Annotated in this window: 23 protein-coding genes and 3 riboswitches; of the genes, 18 read left to right on the top strand and 5 right to left on the bottom strand. The window is 49.3% G+C overall.

All coding sequences use genetic code 11. The features are described 5' to 3' along the window. Positions 1–30 precede the first annotated feature (30 nt). From EXW93_RS14515 to glpX, 5 genes are all read left to right on the top strand, one after another. Positions 31–405 (top strand): response regulator, encoded by a 375-nt coding sequence (locus tag EXW93_RS14515; RefSeq protein ID WP_035395791.1) that lies wholly within the window; start codon positions 31–33, stop codon positions 403–405. A 132-nt stretch (positions 406–537) separates the two neighbouring features. Further along, positions 538–1,392, top strand: a complete 855-nt coding sequence (gene fba / locus EXW93_RS14510) for a class II fructose-1,6-bisphosphate aldolase (protein ID WP_023469553.1) — start codon at positions 538–540, stop codon at positions 1,390–1,392. 154 nt (positions 1,393–1,546) lie between these two features. After that, the gene (gene fsa, locus EXW93_RS14505; protein ID WP_023469552.1) at positions 1,547–2,194 is read left to right on the top strand and encodes a fructose-6-phosphate aldolase; all 648 of its coding nucleotides are present in this window, start codon (positions 1,547–1,549) and stop codon (positions 2,192–2,194) included. Between the two features lie 28 nt (positions 2,195–2,222). After that, positions 2,223–3,470, top strand: a complete 1,248-nt coding sequence (murA, locus tag EXW93_RS14500) for a UDP-N-acetylglucosamine 1-carboxyvinyltransferase (RefSeq protein WP_023469551.1) — start codon at positions 2,223–2,225, stop codon at positions 3,468–3,470. A gap of 32 nt (positions 3,471–3,502) precedes the next feature. Continuing rightward, complete coding sequence (gene glpX, locus EXW93_RS14495) at positions 3,503–4,468, top strand: class II fructose-bisphosphatase (RefSeq protein ID WP_035395794.1); 966 nt, start codon at positions 3,503–3,505, stop codon at positions 4,466–4,468. A gap of 274 nt (positions 4,469–4,742) precedes the next feature. On the opposite strand, the gene EXW93_RS14490 is transcribed toward glpX, so the two are convergent. Further along, the gene (locus tag EXW93_RS14490) at positions 4,743–5,510 is read right to left on the bottom strand and encodes an SDR family NAD(P)-dependent oxidoreductase (protein WP_174316674.1); all 768 of its coding nucleotides are present in this window, start codon (positions 5,508–5,510) and stop codon (positions 4,743–4,745) included. 76 nt (positions 5,511–5,586) lie between these two features. After that, positions 5,587–6,264, bottom strand: coding sequence for a C40 family peptidase (locus EXW93_RS14485; RefSeq protein ID WP_023469548.1), 678 nt, complete (start codon positions 6,262–6,264; stop codon positions 5,587–5,589). 353 nt (positions 6,265–6,617) lie between these two features. Between EXW93_RS14485 and rho the strand changes: the two genes are divergently transcribed. Both rho and EXW93_RS14475 read left to right on the top strand, forming a co-directional pair. After that, the gene (rho, locus tag EXW93_RS14480) at positions 6,618–7,991 is read left to right on the top strand and encodes a transcription termination factor Rho (RefSeq protein ID WP_023469547.1); all 1,374 of its coding nucleotides are present in this window, start codon (positions 6,618–6,620) and stop codon (positions 7,989–7,991) included. A 91-nt stretch (positions 7,992–8,082) separates the two neighbouring features. Next, positions 8,083–8,328, top strand: coding sequence for a type B 50S ribosomal protein L31 (locus tag EXW93_RS14475; protein WP_023469546.1), 246 nt, complete (start codon positions 8,083–8,085; stop codon positions 8,326–8,328). A 36-nt stretch (positions 8,329–8,364) separates the two neighbouring features. On the opposite strand, the gene EXW93_RS14470 is transcribed toward EXW93_RS14475, so the two are convergent. Further along, on the bottom strand, positions 8,365–9,015 hold the full coding sequence (locus EXW93_RS14470; protein ID WP_023469545.1) for a DedA family protein: 651 nt from the start codon (positions 9,013–9,015) through the stop codon (positions 8,365–8,367). 183 nt (positions 9,016–9,198) lie between these two features. Between EXW93_RS14470 and EXW93_RS14465 the strand changes: the two genes are divergently transcribed. After that, positions 9,199–9,813, top strand: coding sequence for a thymidine kinase (locus EXW93_RS14465; RefSeq protein WP_041255579.1), 615 nt, complete (start codon positions 9,199–9,201; stop codon positions 9,811–9,813). Between the two features lie 81 nt (positions 9,814–9,894). On the opposite strand, the gene EXW93_RS14460 is transcribed toward EXW93_RS14465, so the two are convergent. Then, a complete protein-coding gene (locus tag EXW93_RS14460) occupies positions 9,895–10,653 on the bottom strand; it encodes an alpha/beta hydrolase (protein WP_035395806.1) in 759 nt (252 codons plus the stop codon). Between the two features lie 67 nt (positions 10,654–10,720). Next, positions 10,721–10,822, bottom strand: a riboswitch (SAM riboswitch). A 249-nt stretch (positions 10,823–11,071) separates the two neighbouring features. After that, positions 11,072–11,175, top strand: a riboswitch (SAM riboswitch). Between the two features lie 86 nt (positions 11,176–11,261). Here EXW93_RS14460 and EXW93_RS14455 point away from each other — a divergent pair. From EXW93_RS14455 to EXW93_RS14415, 9 genes are all read left to right on the top strand, one after another. Next, positions 11,262–12,290, top strand: coding sequence for a methionine ABC transporter ATP-binding protein (locus tag EXW93_RS14455; RefSeq protein ID WP_023469542.1), 1,029 nt, complete (start codon positions 11,262–11,264; stop codon positions 12,288–12,290). Continuing rightward, positions 12,280–12,930, top strand: a complete 651-nt coding sequence (locus EXW93_RS14450; RefSeq protein ID WP_023469541.1) for a methionine ABC transporter permease — start codon at positions 12,280–12,282, stop codon at positions 12,928–12,930. Before EXW93_RS14455 ends, EXW93_RS14450 begins: the two co-directional genes overlap by 11 nt. Positions 12,931–12,949: 19 nt before the next feature. After that, positions 12,950–13,768, top strand: coding sequence for a MetQ/NlpA family ABC transporter substrate-binding protein (locus tag EXW93_RS14445; protein WP_029342773.1), 819 nt, complete (start codon positions 12,950–12,952; stop codon positions 13,766–13,768). A 22-nt stretch (positions 13,769–13,790) separates the two neighbouring features. Beyond that, positions 13,791–14,996, top strand: a complete 1,206-nt coding sequence (locus EXW93_RS14440; protein ID WP_023469539.1) for a M20 family metallopeptidase — start codon at positions 13,791–13,793, stop codon at positions 14,994–14,996. A 183-nt stretch (positions 14,997–15,179) separates the two neighbouring features. Next, positions 15,180–15,324: riboswitch (FMN riboswitch) on the top strand. Positions 15,325–15,483: 159 nt separating this feature from the next. Continuing rightward, positions 15,484–16,524: a bifunctional diaminohydroxyphosphoribosylaminopyrimidine deaminase/5-amino-6-(5-phosphoribosylamino)uracil reductase RibD gene (gene ribD / locus EXW93_RS14435; protein ID WP_174316673.1), complete on the top strand. Its 1,041-nt coding sequence runs from the start codon at positions 15,484–15,486 to the stop codon at positions 16,522–16,524. Continuing rightward, entirely contained in the window at positions 16,509–17,135 is a 627-nt protein-coding gene (gene ribE, locus EXW93_RS14430; RefSeq protein WP_035395815.1) for a riboflavin synthase, read from the top strand. The genes ribD and ribE overlap by 16 nt, the downstream gene beginning before the upstream one ends. After that, a complete protein-coding gene (gene ribA, locus EXW93_RS14425; RefSeq protein WP_174316672.1) occupies positions 17,135–18,325 on the top strand; it encodes a GTP cyclohydrolase II in 1,191 nt (396 codons plus the stop codon). The genes ribE and ribA overlap by 1 nt, the downstream gene beginning before the upstream one ends. Further along, positions 18,322–18,780 (top strand): 6,7-dimethyl-8-ribityllumazine synthase, encoded by a 459-nt coding sequence (ribH, locus tag EXW93_RS14420; RefSeq protein WP_035395821.1) that lies wholly within the window; start codon positions 18,322–18,324, stop codon positions 18,778–18,780. Before ribA ends, ribH begins: the two co-directional genes overlap by 4 nt. A gap of 212 nt (positions 18,781–18,992) precedes the next feature. Continuing rightward, positions 18,993–19,814, top strand: coding sequence for a DUF6612 family protein (locus EXW93_RS14415; RefSeq protein WP_174316671.1), 822 nt, complete (start codon positions 18,993–18,995; stop codon positions 19,812–19,814). Between the two features lie 49 nt (positions 19,815–19,863). Here EXW93_RS14415 and EXW93_RS14410 read toward each other — a convergent pair whose 3' ends face one another. After that, positions 19,864–21,567: a methyl-accepting chemotaxis protein gene (locus EXW93_RS14410; RefSeq protein WP_023469533.1), complete on the bottom strand. Its 1,704-nt coding sequence runs from the start codon at positions 21,565–21,567 to the stop codon at positions 19,864–19,866. A 189-nt stretch (positions 21,568–21,756) separates the two neighbouring features. Here EXW93_RS14410 and EXW93_RS14405 point away from each other — a divergent pair, with 189 nt between their 5' ends. Continuing rightward, positions 21,757–23,115 carry an alanine/glycine:cation symporter family protein gene (locus EXW93_RS14405; RefSeq protein ID WP_035395828.1) on the top strand — a complete coding sequence of 453 codons (1,359 nt, stop codon included), beginning with the start codon at positions 21,757–21,759 and terminating at the stop codon, positions 23,113–23,115. Positions 23,116–23,133 lie beyond the last annotated feature (18 nt).

Below are 23,133 nucleotides of genomic sequence, written 5' to 3'. Positions count from 1 at the left end.
ATGGAAATAACTAGAGGGGGAGTGGCAGAGATGAAAGGCAGATTGTTGATCGTCGAGGATGAGCCGGGAATCCGGAACTTACTTGCACAATTGTTCCGGGCAGAAGGGTACGAAACGGACGTCGCCGTCGATGGAGAGGAAGCGATCGTCTACTTACAGGAAACGGCATACGATCTATTGTTGATGGATGTCAACATGCCGGGGCGGACCGGGATCGAGGTATTGCGTCATCAGGACCGGATCGGACGACGCGTCCGGACGATTTTAATGACGGCACTCGGTGAAAAAGAAGCGATGGAAGAAGCGAAACGATTAGGGGTTGTCGCCTTCTTCGGAAAGCCATTTGACATCTTTGAATTAAAAAAAGAAGTGACTGTGCAAATTTCTCACGATGTAAGCGGTTAATCTTTCACGTCGCCGTCACAAACCAAAAAACCGAGCGAAATGCTGTACGTTCCGATGAATCAGTATGTTATAATCAGTCTGAAATTGCACGAGTTCGTGTAAGCAGCGATCAAAACAGAGGAGGATGTCATTATGCCATTAGTATCTATGACAGACATGTTAAACAAAGCTCTCGAAGGTAAGTATGCAGTAGGTCAATTCAACATCAACAACCTCGAGTGGACACAAGCGATTCTCGGTGCGGCTCAAGAAGAGCAGTCACCAGTCATCCTTGGAGTATCTGAAGGTGCAGCACGCCACATGGGCGGATTCTACACTGTCGTGAAAATGGTTGAAGGTCTTGTACACGACATGAAAATCACAGTTCCAGTTGCAATCCACCTCGACCACGGTTCGAGCGTTGAGAAATGTAAAGAAGCGATCGACGCTGGATTTACATCTGTCATGATCGATGATTCGCACAGCCCGATCGACACAAACATCGAAACAACAAAAGCAGTTGTTGAATACGCTCACTCTAAAGGCGTTTCAGTAGAAGCGGAAGTTGGCACAGTTGGCGGACAAGAAGACGACGTCATCGGTGATGTCATGTACGCGAAACTTGACGAGTGTGTACGCATCGTCAAAGAAACTGGAATCGACACGCTTGCTCCTGCACTCGGTTCTGTTCACGGACCATACAAAGGTGAACCAAACCTCGGATTCAAAGAGATGGAAGAAATCCGTGATGCGACAAACCTCCCACTCGTTCTTCACGGTGGAACTGGAATTCCGACACACGATATCGAAAAAGCGATCTCACTCGGAACTTCAAAAATCAACGTTAACACAGAGAACCAAATCTCATTCGCGAAAGTCGTTCGTGAAGTGTTAGCTGAGAAACCAGAAGCATATGACCCACGCGTATTCATCGCACCAGGTCGTGAAGCAATCAAACAAACTGTCATCGGTAAGATGCGTGAGTTCGGTTCAAGCAACAAAGCTTAATCGACTCCTCTTTAAAGTGCGGTAGACTTCGGTCTACCGTGCTTTTTTCATATCATGTGAACATGTATTCAATGGAAAACAGTAGGACTTCTCGTGAAAAAAACCTATAATAGAGTCGTAAGCGATTTCAAGGGATGAAAGGGGAACGAGAAAGATGAGATTTTTCATTGACACAGCAAACGTAGAAGACATCAAGAAAGCACATAAAATGGGGATTTTAGATGGTGTCACGACGAATCCGTCGCTCGTCGCTAAGGAAGGCGTCGATTTCCATACACGACTTCGTGAAATCTGTGAAATCGTCGGGGACGTCTCTGTTAGCGCTGAAGTCATCGCGCTTGATGCAGAAGGAATGATTCGTGAAGGGAAGGAACTTGCCCAAATTGCACCGAACATTACGGTTAAGGTTCCAATGACTCCGGCCGGACTCGAAGCAGTCGCAGCCCTTTCAAAAGAGAAGATCACGACGAACGTCACATTGATCTTCAATCCGAACCAAGCGTTACTCGCAGCCCGTGCTGGTGCGACATACGTATCACCATTCCTCGGTCGTCTAGATGACATCGGCCAAGATGGAATGGGGCTCGTCGAGACGATTGCTCAAATTTTCGTCGTACATGATATTCCGACACAGATCATCGCGGCATCGGTCCGGAACCCGGTTCACGTCACGAACGCTGCTCTTGCGGGCGCAGACATCGCGACGATTCCGTTCTCGGTCATCGAGTCACTCACACACCACCCACTCACGACGCAAGGGATCGAAAAGTTCCTCGCGGACTGGGAAAAAACGCAGCAATAATCGTAGCGAAGAGAAAGGTTGATGGAACGTGGACATTTTGCATATCGTAGGGCAACAACGCCTAGAAGGAACCGTATCAATCAGTGGTTCGAAGCAAAGCGCCATCCCGTGTCTTGCTGCAGCCCTCCTGACGGATCAAACGGTCGTTCTTGAAGGCGTGCCGGAGATTGGCGACGTCGCGACGATGATCGAGATTTTGGAGACGCTCGGCGCGGTCGTGACACGTCAAGGCGATATGGTGACGATTGATCCAAGCCGGGTCGAATCGATGCCGTTGACTGGTGCGGAGACGCGCAAGTTACGCGGATCGATCTACCTCATGAGCGTTCTGGCAGCCAGATTCAAACAAGGAGTCGTCGGTCTTCCTGGAGGTTATGCCATCGGACCACGACCGATCGATTTACACATCAAAGCACTAGAGCGTCTAGGTGTTTCTGTACGTAACGAGCAAGGCGTCCATTACATGCGCGTCGATCGTCTCGTCGGTAACCGAATTTACCTCGATCTCCCATCTTTCGGAGCGACGATCAGTGCCTTACTCGTCGCTGTCTTCGCTGAAGGAACGACTGTCATCGAAAACGCCGCCTACGACCCGGAAGTCATCGACGTCAGTACGATGTTGACGAACATGGGGGCAAGCGTCAAAGGGGCAGGAACGGACGAGATTCGAATCAAGGGCGTATCGCAACTAAGTGGTTGCCGGCATACCTTGATTCCGGACCGAATGGAGGCAGGAACGTTCTTGACGATGGGGGCGGCACTTGGACGCGTCACCGTCGATAACGTCATTCCGCTTCATCTCGAGAGCGTCATCCAAAAACTCGAGCGGTACGGTGCGTTGATCGAAGCAACGGATGATTCCGTCACGGCGACGTTTCAGGAGACGAAGCCGGTCGATATTCGTGTCTTCCACTACGGTGGATTCCCGAGCGACTTACAGCCTGTCATCTCGGCAGCGTTGCTGCAAGCAAAAGGAGCGAGTATCGTCGTCGATAAGTTGTATCCGCAGCGTTTCCGGCATGTGCAGGAGTTACGACGCTTGAATGCTCGAATCACGCATGAAGACGCCTCAATCATCATTCGTGGTGGCGAATCCTTACTTGGTACGGAAATCGAGGCACCGGACCCACGCGGTGGCGCAGCACTTGTCTTGGCGGGACTTCTCGCTTCAGGGGAGACGACGCTGCACCATGCAGAAGTGCTTGACCAGAGTTACGAACGATTTGATCAGAAGTTGAAGGAACTTGGCGCCCTCGTATGGCGTGAAACGATTTGACCGATTTGTAACAAGGGAGAGGGGACATACACATGGAGAGAAGTCTATCAATGGAACTGGTACGCGTCACGGAGGCAGCAGCACTCGCCTCTGCACGCTGGATGGGAAAAGGATTGAAGAATGAAGCGGATGATGCGGCAACAAGCGCGATGCGTGATGTCTTCGATACGATTCCGATGAAAGGAACCGTCGTCATCGGGGAAGGCGAGATGGATGAAGCACCGATGCTTTACATTGGAGAAAAGCTAGGAAATGGGTATGGACCACGACTCGACGTCGCCGTCGATCCGCTGGAAGGAACGAACATCGTCGCAAAAGGAACATGGGGCGCACTTGCTGTTCTCGCGGTCGCGGATGCAGGAGATTTACTTCATGCACCGGACATGTACATGGATAAGATCGCAGTCGGCCCGGAAGCGGCAGGACACATCAGTCTGGATGCGACGATCGAAGAAAACATCGCAGCCGTAGCGAAGGCGAAGAACAAAGAAATCGAAGACGTCGTCGTCTCGATTCTGGATCGCGAACGTCATGAAGAAATCATTCAACGGATTCGGGCAACAGGGGCGCGGATTCGCTTGATCGGTGACGGTGACGTCGCTGCTGCGATCAACACGGCGTTCCCGCATACGGGGATTGATATCCTGCTCGGTTCAGGTGGTGCACCGGAAGGCGTTCTTGCTGCTGTTGCCTTGAAATGTCTCGGTGGTGAGCTCCAAGGACGCTTGTTACCAGCAGACGATGCCGAGGTCGAGCGTTGCAAGAAGATGGGCATTGAAGATCCATCGAAGATCCTTATGATGGATGATCTCGTTTCAGGAGACGATTGTATCTTTGCTGCGACAGGCGTCACGGACAGTGAGTTGATGAAAGGTGTTCAGTTCACGGCACAAGGCGGTCAGACACACTCTGTCGTCATGCGTGCAAAATCCGGAACGGTGCGTTTCGTTGAAGGTATTCACTCGTTCAAGAAGAAACCGAAGCTTGTCATTAAGTAAAACAGACTGACTCCTCAAAAAGGACGTCTGAATCCACATAAAAAGAGTTGGCGTTACGGATGATCTCCGGAATGCCAACTCTTTTTGTGATATGTTTCTAGGAATCAAGACGTTCATCCTCAACTCCTGCAGGAAAAGGAAACGTGCTAACGTTTCCGTCAGGGTAAGGGAAGACCCGGCATTTCGCATAAGCTGCGAGATGTCGCGGCTTACCTCCCGCCTGAGGAAAGTGAGGATATGAACGTTGAGTGATAAATGAATCGTTATTTGACGATTACCGCGGACGCTGGACTTCTCCTGCTTGTCGGGTGACGTACCGACGCGGTAGAAAACGCGTCGAAAAGATATACCAGGCATTGCCGAAGCCAGGCACGATGAACGTTTTCCCCTTCATATAGCCGCGGTAGGCGATGCGCGCAACCGTCGGAGCATCCATGACACCAGGTCGCAAGAACAAACGCGACTGTTCAAGGTTTGCTGCTGATTCGAAGCCGGTATGGGTCGCGCCTGGACAGACAACGCTGACTTGGATACCGTCTTGTGCGAGTTCTTCCGTCAATCCTTCCGAGAAATGAAGGACGTAGGCCTTTGTTGCGTAATAAACACTCAGCCATGGACCCCCTTCAAACGCAGCCGTTGATGCGAGATGGACGATACGTCCTTTGATTCCCTGTGCTTTCATGCGAGAGGCATAAACCTTCGTCACGTGTGTTAATGCTTCGATATTCAAGGCAATCATCCGGGACTCGTCTTCGAACGAGGTCTCAAGGAAAGAACCAAAGACGCCAATCCCGGCGTTGTTGATGACGCAGTCGACCGGAATCTGTTCCGTTGCCCGAAATAGTGCAAGACGATGCGTCGGCTTCGTTAAGTCATACGGAAAGACGGTTGCCGTTCCCCCGAGTCGCTCGACATGGAACTTCGTTTCGAAGAGTGCTGTCGCATCGCGTCCGACGAGCAAGACGTGATCCCCTTGCTTGGCATGCAGATAAGCAAATTCACGACCAAGACCTCTTGAAGCACCTGTGATTAAGACATGCATCCGATTTCCTCCTCCTGTAATTGATTCGATGAAAAAAAGCGATCGAGCCAATGCTCAACCGCTTTGAGATGATGAATTATAGGTAAGATCCTGCGCCGACAAGGCGTGAACCCCAGTACCCTGATTTGAAGCTTGAGTATTTAACGCCACCTGTTTCTGAGTTGACCATGCTTGACTTGCTTGTTGCGATCCCAACGTGTTGAATGCCGCTACCGTGTGAGAAGAAGACAAGATCTCCTGGCTGTACTTTAGAAACGCTGACTTTCTTAGAAGAAGAATATTGTGAAGAAGACGTACGTGGTAATGTTTTACCAGCCGCTTTCTTGTAGACGTAGCTTGTGAAACCAGAGCAGTCGAATCCACGAGTCGTCGTTCCGCCCCATACATATGGTGTACCTTTATGTTTTGCTGCTTCGCTTAGGATTTTAGTCCGTTTAGAAGATGTGCTCGTTGTTTTTTTAGCGCTTGAAGATGATTTGTATGTCTTTGTGTATTGTGAGAAGACATAACGTGTTTTGCCGCCGTATGAGATTTTTGTCCAGCTGCCTGACTTGCCTTTATATGTAAAGACTTGACCAGCGTTGACTTTCCCGACGATGCTTGCTTTCGTAGAAGGTGCTGTCCGAACACGAAGACCGTTGTCCGTGATCTTGACTTTCGTGACTGTTGCTGCTTCAACTTTACCTGTACCCACTGATGTAAAACCTGAAACCACTAAGGCTGCTGTCGCGATCGATGCTAGAAAACGTTTCATGTTAAGAATTCCTCCGTTTAATGTAGTGTGTTGCGTCCGTAAGTTATATGATGAAATCATTAAGTGTTTGGTTAAGCAGTGAACCTTACAACTGTGTAAGAATTTTGTCTGCAGGAATATCTTAGCATGCGCACACTTGAAAACGTTTTTTCAGTTAGAAGACAAAACAGATGTTTTTGTAACATAACTGAAATAATATCCTTGAATATTACAAAGTAAGAAACGCAAAGGATTGTTGACGACGAATTCAAAAAATATGATACCTTTAGTTCACGAATAAAATTACATACCTCCTGATGTATGTATGGAAGTATGCTGAATGCAGTTGAATTTATAAAGAATAGGTGAAGAACATGCCAACAACTGATAAAAAAGATAAACCAGAACGTTCCTATACACTGGCTCAATTGAGCCAACTGACATTAAAAGAACTTTATGAAATCGCAAAGACGAAAAATGTCCCACAATACCGGGAAGCCCGTAAACGCGAGTTGATGTTCAAGATTTTAAAAGCACAGGCTGAATCGACTGGTCTTTATTTCCTCGAAGGGGTACTCGAAGTCATCCCTGGCAATCCACAAATGCAAAACGATGGTGGCTTTGGCTTCCTTCGTCCTATCAATTATTCCCAATCCTCTGAAGATATTTATATCGCAGCATCTCAAATCCGACGCTTTAATCTACGTAATGGTGATGTCGTCACAGGTAAAGTCCGTCCACCGAAGGAAAACGAACGGTTCCAAGGGTTACTTAGCGTGGAAGCCGTTAACGGTGAAGCACCGGATACTGCCCGTAACCGTTTATTCTTCCCGGCACTGACACCAATTTATCCGGACCGATTGATGCGACTTGAGACAGAACCACGCCATCTATCCGTTCGTGTCATGGATATGATCGCACCGGTTGGATTTGGTCAACGTGGTTTGATCGTCGCACCGCCAAAAGCAGGGAAGACGTCACTCCTCAAAGAAATCGCAAACTCGATTCAGGAGAATCATCCGGATGTCGAACTAATCATTCTCTTGATTGATGAGCGACCTGAGGAAGTAACGGACATTGAGCGTTCGGTTCCAGGAGCAGACGTCGTCAGCTCGACGTTTGACGAAACACCGGACAACCACGTCCGAATTTCTGAACTGGTCCTCGAGCGGGCGATGCGGCTCGTCGAACACAAGAAGGATGTCGTCATCTTGATGGATTCGATCACGCGTCTAACACGGGCCTATAACTTAACGGTACCGCAAAGTGGTCGGACGCTCTCGGGCGGAATTGATCCGGCTGCGTTCCATAAGCCGAAACGGTTCTTTGGTGCAGCGCGAAACATCGAACACGGTGGTAGTTTGACGATTCTTGCGACAGCACTCGTCGAGACAGGATCGCGCATGGATGACGTCATCTATGAGGAATTCAAAGGAACCGGCAACATGGAACTGCATCTCGATCGTAAGTTGTCAGAGCGTCGAATCTTCCCAGCGATTGACATTCGGAAGTCCGGTACACGGAAGGAAGAACTGTTGCTTCCGAAAGAGCAGCTCGATGCGCTTTGGGCGATTCGCCGGACGATGAATGAGTCGAACGAGTTCGTCGATACGTTCCTGCGTAAGATTCGTGATACGAAAAATAATGAAGAATTTTTCGTCGTACTTGAGAAAGAACAGAAGAAGGCGGTCCGACGCGCGCCAGCTAAACCACGTACCGTCAAGAAGGAAACGACGACAGAAAAATAACTATTGCGACGCATAAAAAAATCGTTTAGTATAGGAAGGTAACTTACTCTGGCTCAGCAAATGAACCAGGGCGGAAGGAGAGAAATCAACCATGAAACAAGGAATTCACCCTAACTACAACAAAGTAGTATTTATGGATTCAACGACTGAGTACAAATTCTTAAGCGGTTCTACTCGTTCTTCGAACGAAACGATCACTTGGGAAGATGGTAACGAGTACCCACTCATCCGTGTGGATGTGTCTTCAGACTCGCACCCATTCTACACAGGTCGTCAAAAGTTCAACGCGGCAGATGGTCGTGTCGATCGCTTCAACAAAAAATACGGCCGCAAGTAATTACTTGTTGGTTCTTAAAAAAACAGCCTGTCTCCATTACGGAAGCAGGCTGTTTTTGTATAGACTGAATTGTGAACGATAAGTGAGATACGTCTTCAAGACGAACGAGAAGGCGATTCCGCCAGCAATCCCGATTAAATAGGGCATGACTTCCGGATGTGCCAAGACATAGTCCATGACTTTATGGAACGAGAGATGGCGGCCGACGAAGTAACCGGCACCTAAGAACACGCTGATCCAAATCAAGGCACCTGTATACGCATAACTCGCAAAAACGCGAAACGGCATTTTTGAGACGCCTGCAAAAAAGGCAGAGAGTTGGCGGAGACCAGGTATGTAGTAACCGATGATCAAGACCGATTTTCCGTAACGACGAAAACCGGCTTCAGCGGAAAGAATATGTTTTTCTGAGATACGCATTTTCGGTCCAACGCGGTGTAGTAGTGGCATACCGAGTTTTAATCCGAGTAAATAGCTGATCGTCATCCCGATGCAACTGCCGGCGTAAGCGGCGAGAATCGTACCGACGAGTGGTAGATTGCCTTGATGCATCCAAAATCCGGACAAAACGAGCAGGGTCTCATCAGGAACCGGCAATCCCACGATACCACCTGCGAGAAGGACGGAGAGACCAAGGGCACCATATTGGTGCAGGATGTCATGTAAGAGATGATGAATCGGGGACACCTTCTTTCGTGAGAATCTTCTTCTTCAGTGTACAGGAAATAGGGGGCAGTTGGAATGAAAGGACAAAAATTCTAGGGAAAGAAAAAATGAATTTTGATTTCCGGAAGTCAACCCTTTTTCTCGATACCGTTTCGGGCTATACTCGTTAAAGTGACTATTTTTAGAGGACGGTGTCGGACGATGATGCATGTAATAAATCAGTACGGCTGGATCGAAGTAATTTGTGGCAGTATGTTTTCCGGGAAATCGGAAGAGTTGATTCGTCGTGTCAGACGGGCGCAGTACGGCAAACTGCCCGTGCAAGTATTCAAGCCGGCAATCGACGACCGGTACCATGAAGAGCATGTTGTCTCTCACGTTGGCAACTCTGTCGTAGCGATTCCGATGGCGACGAGTCGTGATCTTTATGCGGCAGTAGCAGAAGAAACACAAATCGTCGGGATCGATGAAGTTCAATTCTTTGATGATGAGATCGTACAAGTCATCGAAGCACTCGCACAAGACGGAAAACGCGTCATTTGTGCAGGCCTTGATCAAGATTTCCGGGCAGAGCCATTTGGGAAAATGCCTGAATTACTGGCGCGCGCAGAATTCGTGACGAAACTACAAGCCATCTGTCTTTCGTGTGGGGATCCGGCTTCCCGGACACAACGTTTGATTGATGGGAAACCAGCCAACTATGATGATCCGATCATCCTAGTCGGAGCGTCGGAATCGTATGAGCCACGTTGCCGTCATTGCCATGAGGTACCTGGAAAACCGAAGCCGCTCCAATCGGTGCAGCACCAAGAAAATTAAAAAAAGACGTACCGATGATGGTCGTCCTTTGATGTAGCAGCTATTTGCTTCCATATGGAAACGAATAGCTGTTTTTTTGATTCAGCCTGTTTCTTGCGAAAACTGACACGATTGTTCGATAAAGCGAATCGTCTCACGAACAATCAAATCCTGATCATGATCGAGTGTCGCAACGTGATACGAGTTCAGTAAACAGTAGCTTCGTTTATCATTTGTTCCGATGTGCTGGTGCAGATAATCCGAGCTCGAAGGTGGAACGACGTGATCGGTCGCTGAGTAAAGAATCAATGTCGGTAGAAGGATCGATCCAAGGCGTCCTTTTGTTTCATCCATTAGGCGAACAAGTTCGAACGCACAACGGCTCGGAACAAGATCATAGATGATTTCAAAGGCTGCTCGCTTAATGTCCGGTGCGCCTTCCGGTAAATACTCTGGACCGTCCTCGAACGAAAGTGATTCATAGGATGGAACGGAGAGTGCGGCATTGATCGTAATGATGCCGGCAAACGGAATCCCGTCAGCGGCGAGCGACAGCGCAAGCGTCGCACCCATCGATTGACCGATGACGAAGACTTGATCGCATGTTTCTTGTAAACGTTCATAGCCGTCTTGCAGGCTTTGCTTCCAACATCGAGCAGTCGATTGTTCGAACTCGCGGACGTTCGTTCCATGTCCACGTAAGCGCGGGGCATAGACGGTAAAACCTTCAGCAGCGAATGCCTCACCGACGTCCCGGACACTTTGCGGAGTGGCGTTAAAACCATGACAGATTAGAATGCCGATCGATCCACCTTGAAAATAAAACGCTTCAGCACCAGTCAATACAGGATAGTTCATCATTACTATTTTTCCTCCATTCATGAAAAAAACTCGTCGACGTCACTGCTTGGACGCCCACGAGTTTTTCACCGTATCATCCAAAGCCGCGCTTTGCTGGTCGGAGCACCTTACAAATTGCAGGTTGCCGTGAAGTCATAGAGCCAGGTCTCTCGTTCACTCTTGATAAATATCATATTGGAATTGTCGGAATAATCATTGAAACGATGGTAGCACGACCAAAAATGACTTGTCAAATCTTTCTTGACGAATCGTGATCCGTTCATTAAGCTAATTCATAACTTGTAAATCCATCGATATGCGCCAAATGGATTATTTTTGCAAAGTTGGTTGACTTTTAAAGTTTCGACCCGTAATGTAAAAATTAGTTTTACGACATAAGCAACAACGCAACAACACACATACGAATTTCATACCGCAATACTTATCCAGAGAGGTGGAGGGACTGGCCCTACGAAACCTCGGCAACAGACTCATTATGAGCACTGTGCCAATTCCATCAGACAGATGTCTGAGAGATGAGTGGAGTGGATTCTGCCACTGTGCGGATCCAGGTCTCTTCTTGTTTCTCAAGAAGGGACCTTTTTTGTTGAATGAAGGGGGAAAACGGAATGATTGCATTTCATCAAGTCAAAAAAACGTACGTCACGAAAGATCAGACGATTGCAGCGCTAGACGGTGTCGACCTGACGATCGAGAAAGGCGAAATCTTTGGTGTCATCGGCTTTAGCGGTGCCGGGAAAAGTTCACTGCTCCGCTGTGTCAATCTGTTAGAACGACCGACGTCAGGAACGGTGACGGTCGATGGGGAAGATTTAACGCAACTGTCTCCGAAAAAATTACGCCAAGCAAAACAACGGATTGGAATGATCTTTCAGCACTTCAATCTATTGAATGCGAACACGGTCTTTACGAACGTTGCAAAACCACTCGTTCTCGCAGGCGTCAAGAAAGATGAGATTCGCCGTCGGGTGACGGAGTTGCTCGAATTCGTCGATCTCGCGGACAAGGCGGATCATTATCCAGATCAATTGTCGGGTGGGCAGAAACAGCGCGTTGGTATCGCCCGGGCACTCGCGACGCAACCTTCCGTCCTTTTATGTGACGAAGCGACGTCAGCACTTGATCCCCAGACGACACATCATATTCTTCAGTTATTAAAACGGATCAATGCAGAGTACGGGATCACGATTCTTTTGATTACCCACGAGATGGGCGTCATCCGGGAGATTTGCGATCGTGTAGCCGTCATCGAAGCTGGGAAGCTAATCGAGTCAGGAACGGTCTTTGATGTCTTTTCAAATCCGCAGACCGAGACGGCACGGAACTTTGTACGGTCCGTCATGCATGACGAGATTCCAGCGTCGATTCGTCAGTTGATCGAGTCGCGAAATGCGCATCCAATCTATAAGATTCACTTCCTTGGACATCACACCGGACAACCACTCTTGTCGCAAGTCGCAAAACGCTTCGACGTCGATGTCAATATCCTGCACGGTAGCATCACGGAGTTGCAGGAGACGCCGTTCGGCACATTACTCGTTGAACTGATCGGTGAGACGACAGAAGTGAAACGTGCCTTACACTACATCGATCAGGCACAGGTAACCGTTGAGGAGGTGCTCGCTGATGCTAGTTAACTACAGTGATATTTGGACAGCATTTTTGCAGACGATGACGATGGTATCCGTTTCGCTCTTGTTCTCGACCTTGATCGGCTTACCACTCGGTATCCTGCTTGTCGTCACGCGAAAAGGAGCGTTACTTGAAAATGTTCCGTTGTTCACGTTCTTCAACAGTATCGTCAATATTTTCCGCTCGATTCCGTTCATCATCTTACTCGTCGCGATCATCCCGTTGACGCGCTTGATCGTTCAGACATCGATCGGAACAGAAGCCGCAATCGTTCCGCTCGTCTTTTACGCTGCACCGTACATGGCGCGTCTGATCGAGAGTTCTTTACTCGAAGTCGATAAAGGCGTTCTTGAAGCAGCAGAAGCGATGGGCGCGACACCGTTTCAAACGATTTTCCGCTTCCTCCTACCGGAAGCACTCGGTTCACTCATCCTGAACTTAACGATCGCGACGGTCGGCTTGATCGGGGCATCGGCGATGGCAGGCGCCATCGGTGGTGGCGGTTTGGGTGACTTAGCAATTACTTACGGCTATCAACGGTTTGATACGAAAGTCATGATCATCACGGTCGGGATTCTCGTCATCTTAGTCCAAGGCTTACAGACGACAGGCAACATCGTCGCACGAAAAATCAGAAGACATTAATCAAGGGAGCGATTCAGCCATGAAAAAAGCAGTAGCAATTGGAGCAACACTCACGACGATTTTATTTGCCGGGTGCGCAGCATCAGGAGAAGACGAAAAGACGATCAAGCTCGGTGTCAGCGGTTCAGACACACAAGTTTGGGATTATGTCGCCAAAAAAGCAGAGAAGGAAGGCATCAAAATCGAGCTCGTCAAGTTCTCCGATTATGTCCAGCCGAACATGGCACTGGCTGAGGGCGAGATCGACGCCAATGCCTTCCAGACGATTTCCTACTTCAACGCTTTCAAAAAAGAACATAACTTGAAGCTATCGCCGATTGCGACGACTGTCATCGCACCGATGGGGATTTACTCGGATAAATACAAGGACGTCAAAGACATTCCAACTGGCGGAAAAATCGCTGTTCCGAACGAAGCGACGAACATGGGACGCGCCCTCTTGTTACTGCAAGAAGCAGGTCTGATCAAGCTACCGGACGACTTCGATGGTAACGGTTCGGTCGATAAGATCGTCGAGAATCCGAAGAAGCTGAAAATCGTTCCGATCGTCGCCGGACAAACGCCACGCGTCTTACCGGACGTCGCGGCGTCTATCATCAACAATGGCATCGCGGTTGACGCTGGCTTCAACCCGATCAAGGACTCGATCGTTCATGAGAACGAGACAGCAAAACCATACATCAACATCATCGCGACACGGACGGAAGACAAGAACAAAAAAGAACTGAAAAAAATCGCATCGCTGTATCAACAAAAAGATGTCGCGGCCTTCATCAAAAAAGAATACAAAGGCAGTACGATCCCGACGTTCGTTCCACTGAGCGACATCGGCGAATAATTTCAAAAGGAGAGTGGACAGTATGACGACACCAGTACGCACGACATGGGTAGAGACGATTGAACAGGATATCGAACAAAAACGGGAATCGTATCTTGAGACAAGTCACCGGATTCATGCAACGCCGGAAATCGGGAACGAGGAATTCTTTGCTTCGCGGCTCCATGCGGAGCGTCTAACGGCGGAAGGTTTTACAGTAGAACTCGGCGTCGCGGGGCATGATACCGCGTTCTTCGCGAAGAAATCGAGCGACCGACCAGGCGCAACGATTGCCTTTCTTGCTGAATACGATGCGTTGCCGAGTATTGGTCACGCGTGCGGTCATAATATCATCGGCACGACGAGCGTCGCAGCGGCGATCGCGCTCAGTAAAGTGCTCGATGAAGTCGGCGGGAGTGTCGTTGTCCTTGGAACACCAGCCGAGGAAGGTGGACCGAACGGCAGTGCGAAAGGCAGTTTCGTCAAACATCAGTTACTGGAAGGAATCGATGCAGCCTTGATGGTCCATCCGTCGGGACAAACACGGATCACTGGTTCTTCCCTTGCGGTCGATCCACTCGACTTTGCCTTTACGGGTCGTCCGGCGCACGCAGCGGCGTCACCGGAAGAAGGCATCAACGCCCTCGACGCTGTCATTCAACTCTTCAACGGAATCAATGCCTTACGTCAGCAGTTACCAGACGATGTCCGGATCCACGGGATCATCACGCATGGAGGCGATGCGCCGAACATCATCCCGGAATACGCAAAAGCACGTTTCTTCATCCGGGCAACGACACGGGAACGATTGAATGCCGTCACGGAAAAAGTCAAAGCCGTCGCCCAAGGCGCGGCACTCGCGACTGGGGCGACGCTCGATGTCATCGCCTTCCAAAATGAAGTCGATAACCTCGTCTTCAACCGGACGTTCGACCGTCTGTTCCAAGAAGAAGCAGAGGCGCTCGGCGAAATCGTTCACTTGGACGAACGACCGGGTCTTGGTTCAACGGACGCCGGTAACATCAGTCAAGTCATCCCGACGATCCATCCGTATATCAAGATTGGACCAGATGATCTCGTCGCCCATACGGAAGCATTCAAAGAAGCGGCCCGTTCAGAAGCTGGAGATGAAGCATTGATCACAGGAGCAAAAATCCTCGCCCGGACAGCGCTTCGCGTCCTCGCTGATGAACGGACGCGCGGGGCGATCGCTCAAGAATTCCACGATCGGAAGAACGGATATTTATAAGCGGAAAACGACGACTGGATGCACTGCTATCAAGTGCTCCGGTCGTTTTTGAGATGCGATCGATCACGAATTGGTGATGAGTGACAGAACTGGAGCGAAATCAAAAAAGAGACAAGACAGAAGCATTTGCGCTTTGTTTTCTTGAAAAAGATATGCTAGGCTAAAATTGTATAACTCAATAATCCAGTTCTTCGGGGTAGGGTGAAAATCCCAACCGGCGGTGATGCGATCAATCGATCGACGAGCCCGCGACCTGTGATGTACGCATCATGGCTGACTTGGTGAGATTCCAGGGCCGACGGTAAAGTCCGGATGGGAGAAGAACGAAACGACGCGATTCAAGCTGTTTTCTGAAAAAATGTTTTCAGGAGATGGTCTCTTTCTGCATGAAAAAATGCAGGAAGCGAACCGTGTATTTCGTGAACCCTTCTATACAGACGCCCCTTTTTCAAGGGGCGTCTTTTTTCATTTGAAAGGAGTGAACGCGATGTCACAGATGATGAGTTATGCCATGCAATTAGCACAAATGTTACACGGACAAACAAGTCCGAATCCAAGTGTCGGCTGTGTCATCGTCAAACAAGGACGCATCATCGGCTTCGGTGCACACCGGTTTGCCGGTGGGCCGCACGCAGAAGTCGAAGCCTTACGGATGGCAGGAGAAGCCGCCCGTGGTGCCGATCTCTACGTGACGCTCGAGCCATGCAACCATCACGGCAAGACGCCACCATGCACGGAAGCAATTCTACAAGCAGGAATCAAACGAGTCTTCGTTGCAACGGAAGACAAACATGCGATTGTCGCTGGTTCCGGAATCAAACGGCTACAGGACGCGGGAATCGAAGTCGAGGTCGGCTTGTTACGGCATGAGGCAGAAGCCCTTTACACGGTATTCTGGAAGACGATCGAACGAAAACGTCCGACCGTGACCGTCAAAATCGCTCAGACGATGAACGGGATCGCGGCGACAGGTGAACAGCGCTGGATCACGTCAGAAGAAGCACGCGCGAACGGTCGTGCCCTGCGTGGACGCCACGATGCCATCCTCGTCGGAAGTGAGACGGTGCTCGTCGATGATCCGGCACTGACGTTACGCGCATCGTCAGGCATCGAGCCGATTCGAGTAATCGTTGATCGCCGGGGGCGGATTCCGGAGACGGCGCAAGTCTTCCGCGATGGTAAAAATCCAACCTACTGGCTGACGAGTGTTCCTCGGATTAGTCACGATCAGGTGACGGTCCTCGTTGGTGAATATGAGACGCCGGAAGCGATTTTGAAACGCTTATACGAACAAGACATCCGTAGTGTCTTGATTGAAGGCGGACCAACGATTCAAGCCGCTTTCCTTGAGGCAGATCTCGTTGACCGAATCGAAGTCTACCAAGCCCCATCGATTTTTGAAGGCGATGCGTGGAATGGTCAACACGATATCGAAGATCGTTTTCAAATCGACCAGGTTGAGACGGTCGGACCGGATCTCCATCTGACGTACATTCGAAAGGAGGAGACGACATGTTCACCGGATTGATTGAAGAAGTCGGAACCTTAAAACGAAAGATCCCGCGACCGAACGGGTTAGCGCTTGAAATTGAGGCGCACCGGGTACTCGAAGGAACGAAGATCGGTGATAGCATCGCCGTCGACGGGATTTGTTTGACGGTCACGTCGATGAGTCCAACCGGTTTCACGGCAGATGCCGTCCATGACACGATCCGTTCAACAGCACTCGGTACGTACCGAGTCGGAAGTCCCTTGCAACTTGAGCGGGCGATGCCGGCAGACGGTCGCTTCGGTGGACATTTCGTTAGTGGACATATCGACGGAACAGCCCGACTGATCAGTCGGCGACCGGATGGAGAAGCGATGGTCTATACGTTTGATGTCGGAGCGTGGCAAAAGTATTGTATTCCGAAAGGCTCGATCGCAATCAACGGCACGAGCCTGACGTTGCAACGCGTCACACCGGAAACGATCTCGATTTCATTGATTCCGCACTCCCGTCAAGTGACGACGTTTGATCGATTGGCAAGCGGTGCAGTCGTCAATATCGAGTGTGACATGATGGCGAAACATCTCTATCATTTCACGCAGCATGAGAAGCAGACGGACTGGGCAGCATTCTTAGGAGGCGACATGTAATGAACGGATTCGACTTGATTGAAGACGCAATAGAAGATTTGAAAAACGGACGACCGATCATCGTCTGTGATGACGAGGATCGTGAGAATGAAGGCGATCTCGTCATGCTCGCGGAACACGCGACACCGGAAAACATCAACTTCATGATTACACATGGAAAAGGACTCGTCTGTGTACCAGTCAGTCCGCGGATCGCACAGCGACTCGAACTTGCTCCGATGACAGCGAATAATACGGACCCGCATGGGACGGCATTCACGCTCAGCATCGATCATGAAGAGGCAAAGACCGGCATCAGTGCCGAGGAACGGTCGCTAACGATTCAGCGGATGCTGACGGATGGACCGGAACGTTTCAAACGACCGGGTCATATCTTCCCGTTGATCGCAAAAGAGGGTGGTGTCCGGGAGCGACGCGGACATACGGAAGCAGGTGTCGATCTTGCCCGTCTTGCCGGTAGCGATGAGATCGCCGTCATCTGTGAAATCATTAAAGAAGATGGCACGATGGCACGGGTCGACGATCTACTTCTCTATAAGGAAGAACACGATTTAAAACTGGTCACGATTGAAGCACTTGTCGCGTATCTCGAGCGTCCATTGACACGTGAAGCAGAAGTATTACTTCCAACGACGTTCGGAGCTTTCCGGATGATTGGCTATACGACGCAAGACGAGAAAGAACATGTCGCTGTCTTATCCGGCGAAGCGCAAGACGGGATGCTCGTCCGTCTACACTCGGAATGCCTGACAGGGGATGTCTTCGGTTCGAAGCGTTGCGATTGTGGACCACAACTCGATGCGGCACTCGAGCGGATCGAACGAGAAGGTGGAGCCGTCTTGTATTTACGTCAGGAAGGACGCGGCATCGGTCTAATGGCGAAGTTAAAAGCGTACGAGTTACAGGAACAAGGACTCGATACGGTCGAAGCGAACCATGCACTCGGTTATCCGACGGACATGCGTGACTACACGGTCGCAGCCAATATGTTGCGCGATCTCGGCGTGACGAAGATCCGCTTGATGACGAACAACCCGGACAAACAACGGGTGCTCGAGCAAGAGGGGATCGAAATCATCGAACGTGTACCCCATCAAGTACCGGCCGAGCCGGAAAATCAGCGTTACCTAAAAACAAAACAAACGAAACTCGGGCACTGGCTCGACATCCAAGGAGGACACACATTATGATCTACGAAGGTTTCTTAACAGGAGAAGGACTACGCGTCGCAATCGTCGCAGCACGTTTTAACGAATTGATCACTTCAAAACTCGTCGGAGGAGCAAACGACGCTTTCCGCCGCCACGGGGTCGCAGCGGATGCTGTCGATACAGCGTGGGTTCCGGGAGCATTCGAAATTCCGCTCGTCGCGGAAAAGTTAGCGAAAAGCGGTAAGTATGACGCCGTCATCACACTCGGTGCCGTCATCCGTGGGGCGACGTCGCACTATGATTATGTCTGTAACGAGGTCGCAAAAGGTGTCGCAAGTGCCTCGCGCGATACAGGCGTGCCGATCATCTTCGGTGTCCTGACGACGGATTCGATCGAGCAAGCAGTCGAACGTGCTGGCACGAAAGCCGGAAACAAAGGCTACGAAGCTGCGGTTTCTGCGATTGAGATGGCGAATCTTTTACGGACGATTTAATTGAATAGAGGCAGGGTGACGGTACATTCCGTCATCCTGTTTTTTTGCGGAAATCTCTTGAAGATTGAATCGAATTTCAAAAAAAGAATCGTTGATTTGAAATTTGAGGATTCAATTTTAAGTAGAACGGTAATGGTCTACTAAAGAAAGTTTGAAACATTTTCCAATGTTTTTCGTAAATCAGGGTAACGCGTATAAAGGAGGAAATGAATATGAAGAAAGTTAGGTGGGTAGCAGCCGGGATCGTTGCAGCATCGATTGGGCTTGCGGGATGTCAAGATGGACAAACAGATACAGGGAGTGGCAGTGGGTCTGGTTCGACGAAGTCGGGGGAACTCTCGAATACGGAATTACTGAATAAAGCGACAGCCGCTCAAAAAGATATTAAATCGTTCCATATGGAAGGGACAGTCAACTCAAAAGCAGGTGAGATGACAGTGGATCAAAAGGTATCCGCCGATATCATCCAGAAGCCGCTTACGATGCACCAGACGATGACAATGAAAAATCCACAGGACGGTAAAGACATGTCGATTGAGAGCTATATCGTCGACGATAAGATGTATATCTCGCAAAACGGACAATGGCTCGTTCAAGATGTCTCGGAACTAGGCGATATGGTTGAAGCAATGGAGTCATCGGCATCGACGGATCAAAATCTCAAGCTGTTGAAAAAGTATAAAGACAACTGGACAGCAAAAAAAGAGGGTGACGTCTATCAAATCGACGTCAAACTAAAGGGTGACGACCTCAAAGCTTTCATGAAGGATTCGCTCGAACAAACAGGACAGATGGCGCAGATGAAAGATGCGATGGATAGCATCGACTATAAGAAGATGAACTACAAGATGACGTATGACGCAAAAACGTTCTATCCAAAGTCTCTCGACATGGACATGGTATTTGCGATTGAAAAAGATACCGAGTTCAATATGAAAAACGCGTCGACGTTCTCGAAATTCAATGAGATTGACGAAATCAAATTACCGGCGGAAGCAAAAGATGCCCAACCGCTCACAGGTGCGACACAATAACGAACAACAAGCCCTTCACCTCCAATCGGAAGTGAGGGGCTTGTCTCATTTAGACTTGAAATTGACGTAATACCTCTTTTAATGCTTCCGCCTGCTGTTGACTGACGGAAGTCTGTTCATGCACATCTCGGAACGCTTGAACGGAATGATTGATTTGCTCCGACATCGATTGTGTGCCTTGCGCCCCATCATTGACGGTGACCGCAACGTCATGGATGACACCGAGCATATTTGCTGTCAGTTCCTGAAGTTGACCAGCTTGAGCGGCAAAATGTTCTGCTGCATCACCAAATAATTGCGCATCATCACGGTATTGAATCGAGGCATCTTCGAATAAATCATAGTCTTTGACGACCTTTGTATCGATGAAAGAGAGCATCTCACCGGACGCGGCATTCAAGTGTTCGACGGAATCGATGACGGAGAGTGAGACGTCTTGAATTTGTTCAACGGTATCTCGACTGCTCTCGGCGAGTTTTCGAATCTCATCGGCGACGACGGCGAAGCCTCGACCGACTTCTCCGGCACGTGCTGCTTCAATCGAAGCGTTAAGGGATAATAAATTCGTTTGCGCCGCAATTGAAAGGATCGCGTCAGACAAAACGGAAATTTCCTTAACGGCTTTCGCCCGTGCCATCGCATCTTCCAGTTTATTTTTTGTTTCGAAGAGAATTTGAGTGGCGGTCTGTTTCGCTTCTGTGGCGACAACTTGAAGCGATTCAGCACGACCGCCGACTTCTTGAGCGCGTTTTCCGTTCGCTTCTGCGCCGGAGACGATGTCATGAATCGTCGCTTCCATATCGACGGCAGACGAGTTCATCTCTTCAGCTGAAGCGGCTGTCTCTTGCATACCCGCCGATAAGTTTTCAATCGTATGCGAAGTCGACGCCATATCTTGATCGAGTTCGCTGATTCGACCAGAGACATGACGAGAGGTCGACACGACGTGTGTTGCCGTATCATCGACTTGGACAATAATTGTTCGTAAGTGAGCGATGAATTGATTCATCGACTTGGCGATTTGTCCAATTTCGTCCTCTCGTACGACGTCGAGTTGCGCCGTCAAGTCACCACCTTGTGTTGCGAGTTCATGCGTTTTCGCCTGCAGTTGACGGAGTGGACCGAAGATTGAGCGTAAAATCAAGACGGTGAAGATGACACCGAGCAATCCGACGACACCGATGATCGTGAACAGCATAAGATGCGCCGTATTAGCGGCGCTGGTGATAGCGTCACCATTTTTACCAGCTTGTTGATTATTGTATTTCACGATTTTCGTCAATTGATCCGAAACAGCGAAGTATGAATCACGACTCTCACCTTCATAATAGGTGACCGCTTCTTTTTGAGTTTCTGGTGTACTGAGGACGAGAAGGCGATCAGTCGTCTCATTGAAAGTTTGCCATTTTTTTGTGAGATCATTGAACAGTGCGCGATCGCTTTCTAAATAAATCGTTTTTTCGTATTTCGCGAGATTCGCATCAACGGTCGCTAAACCGTCTTTGACACGCTTATCATAACCGGCTTTGATTTCTGGATCATTTTCTTGAATGTGTAGCAATTCGACACGTCGTAAATCAGATAGAGCAGTATTCGTTTCATGAGATAAGTTCAGACCGGGAATCCAGGACGAGGTGATCGTTTGACTCTCTTGGTCAACACGATTGAGAGAAGATGCGCCGTATAACCCGACACCGATCAAGCTAAGCAAAAGGATGGAGGACAATAAGATAAGCTTCGTTTTAATCTTCATATGATTCGCTCCTTTTTTTGCAAGATGAACTATTCATTTTCTTGATTATAACGTCACAAGTAAAAAATTTACTTATTATAGAAAAAATTAAAATGTAGAATAGTTTTATGAAAAAATAGTTTGACAATTATCAGTAAATTCTGAAAAAATGGTAAGGAACTATAGATTACATAGGGGGAGGTAAAACGAATGGGAAATTCATTTAGTGACTGGATTGGTAAGGTGTCCAATTTTGTTTGGGGACCACCGTTACTCATTCTGTTGGTCGGTACGGGGATTTACTTGACGATTCGCTTAGGATTCATTCAAATTACCAAACTGCCATATGCGCTGAAGCTTGCGTTTTCAAAGCATCAGGACGATAAGTCAGAAGGTGACATCAGTCACTTTCAAGCGTTGATGACGGCACTGGCTGCGACCGTCGGTACGGGGAATATCGTCGGTGTCGCAACCGCTGTCGTCCTCGGGGGACCAGGTGCGATCGTCTGGATGTGGTTGTCCGGTCTGTTCGGGATGGCAACGAAGTACGCGGAAGCGATTCTTGCCGTCAAATATCGCGTCGTCGATGAAAAAGGACAGATGGCAGGAGGACCGATGTATTACCTTGAGCGTGGACTGAAGCAGAAATGGCTCGGTGTTCTGTTTGCTGCATTCGCTTCAATCGCGGCGTTCGGGATCGGGAACGGGGTCCAGACGAACTCGGTCGCCCTCGCGATGAAATCGACGTTTGATGTGCCACTTTACGTGACGGGGATCGCGTTGATGGTATTGACGGGTGTCGTCATTCTTGGTGGGGTCAAATCGATTGGAAAGGTCGTCAGTCTATTCGTTCCGTTCATGATTTTCTTCTATGTCGGAAGTGGCTTGCTGATTCTCGTCATGAACTATGACTTGATTCCAGGTGCGATCTCGACGATCTTCAGCAGTACGTTCTCAAACGAAGCCATCACGGGTGGGGCAATCGGGGCAGCGATTCGTTATGGTGTCGCGCGTGGTGTCTTCTCGAACGAAGCAGGACTCGGTTCAGCACCGATCGCAGCCGCTGCTGCGAAGACGGACTTCCCGGGGCGTCAAGCGCTCGTCTCGATGACGCAAGTCTTCCTCGATACATTGGTCGTCTGTTCGATCACGGGTCTGACGCTCGTCATGGGGGGACAGTTGGACACGAAATTAGAAGGCGTCGAGTTGACGACAGCAAGCTTCGAGGTCTTCCTCGGTCCTGCCGGGAAATACATCGTTACGATTGGTCTCGTCATGTTCGCTTACTCGACGGTCCTCGGTTGGTCGTATTACGGTGAAAAGTCGATCTATTATCTATTTGGTCAAAAATCAATCCTACCGTACCGCATCCTGTTCGTTTTAGTCGCCGGAGCCGGCGCGATGACGACGAACTTGAACATGGTCTGGGCGATTTCCGATGTCTTTAACGGATTGATGGCGATTCCGAACTTAATCGGTTTGATTGGATTGTCTGGCGTCGTCATTGCCGAGACACGACTGTTCCGCGAACAGTTGAGACGAGAAGAAGCGAATCGGAAGGTTTCGTAGGATACATGCTCTAAAAAC

It is taken from the genome of Exiguobacterium sp. JMULE1 (genome assembly GCF_013337175.1).
GTDB lineage: Bacteria > Bacillota > Bacilli > Exiguobacteriales > Exiguobacteriaceae > Exiguobacterium_A > Exiguobacterium_A indicum.
Note: the sequence above shows the minus strand (reverse complement) of the source record. Positions and strands in the feature narration are given on the sequence as shown.